The following is a 1,535-nucleotide window of genomic DNA, read 5'->3' as shown; positions in this document are numbered from 1 at the left end:
AAATCATAGCTTACGAAGGCTTTACCTGAATGTTTTGCTACCCATGATAACGCTTTACCGTCATTTTCACCTTGAGTGAACTCAGCATCAATATAGTCGTACGAAGCTCCTAGCAGCCAGTCATTAGATAACTGTACATCATAAGCAGTGCTTACACCAAAACGGCGAGATTCATCGGCGTTTACGTTAGCACCACCACCATAAGGCCCATCAGTACGACCGCCTTCGTAAACAATCTCATCTTCTAACTCAAGTTGATAAGCATTGATTTTTAATGTCTGAGTCGTAGTGGTAAAGTCCCAGCCCGCTTCGTAAGAACGACCTGTTTGTGGATTCAAACCTTGTACATCAAGCGGGGTGTAAGCTTGCTCATCGACTTTAGCAAAACGGAAGTTATCATTTGCACGGACATAAAAACGATTTTCACTGCTTGGGCGATAATTTAACCCCAACTCCAACGCATGGGCGTCATTATCGATTTCAATACGATTCGGATAAAGTAATTGGTCATATAAATCGTCTGTCACTTCAGAATAACGACCACCGACGACATAAGATAAAGTCGGCGTGATCGGTACCGATGCTTGCACATAGGCGCTCTTTTGTGTCTGTTCATTATTTCGTTGCGTATAGAGCGTATCGAAATCTGCTTCACCTTTACTCACATCAATACCGGCAACAAAATTTAAATCGCCATGTTCTAAATGATAGTTAGCAGTAGCTTTAGGCGAGAAACTCAATAGATCGCGCTCAATACGCCCTGCGCCACCAAATAACAAGCTCGAGGTTGATGTATCTGAGTAGGTTAAATCAGCACCTAAGGCCCAGATTTTATTCAGCTGATATTGATAACCACTGCGCAATGCTGTGGTTATTTCATGAGAGAACTCACCTTCAGAAAATGATGCTACTTGGCGAGGATCGGCTTCATATTGCGCCAGCGTTAGCGCACCCGGTGCTTGGCGATCGTTATCAAAATGATTCACTTCAACAAAGAAGTCTTCGATATCTGTTTGATATTGCAAGCGACCTAGAATAGAGCTGGTTTCATTGTCATTATTATCGCGGTAATTATCGCTTTCGTTATAGCTCGCCGCTAAAAAGTAACGCCATGCATCGTTGATAGCCCCTGAAATATCACCTTTAGCTTCATAGGTATCAAAACTGCCACCACTAACCTGTAAGCCACCACCAGTTTCTGTTGGTGCTTTGGTAATGATATTGATAACGCCGCCAACAGCTTGGTCACCATATAATACCCCTGCGCTACCCGATAAAATCTCAATACGCTCAACTAAGTTAATCGGGATCGATTCAATACTCGGCGCTGAAATATCGATATTATTCAGTCTGCGTCCATCGACCAAAATTAAGGTGTTATTAGCGGCTTGTGATGCAGAAAAACCACGCATAGAAAATACAGTGCCCGAGTTATTATCCGACACCTGAATACCAGATTGTCCACGTAATAAATCGGTTAAATTGGTGGCGCCGCTCATTTGAATATCAGCAGCATCAATGACATTAACATTGGC

The 1,535-nt window shown here is 42.9% G+C and carries 1 protein-coding gene; it reads right to left on the bottom strand.

Annotated elements, in window-relative coordinates:
• On the bottom strand, nt 1-1,535 hold a 1,535-nt coding region (locus CXF78_RS00115), incomplete at both ends, for a TonB-dependent receptor (RefSeq protein ID WP_102035647.1).

The organism is Shewanella sp. 11B5, assembly GCF_002836795.1.
Classification (GTDB): Bacteria; Pseudomonadota; Gammaproteobacteria; order Enterobacterales; family Shewanellaceae; genus Shewanella; species Shewanella frigidimarina.
This window is presented reverse-complemented; position numbering and strand designations above follow the sequence as displayed.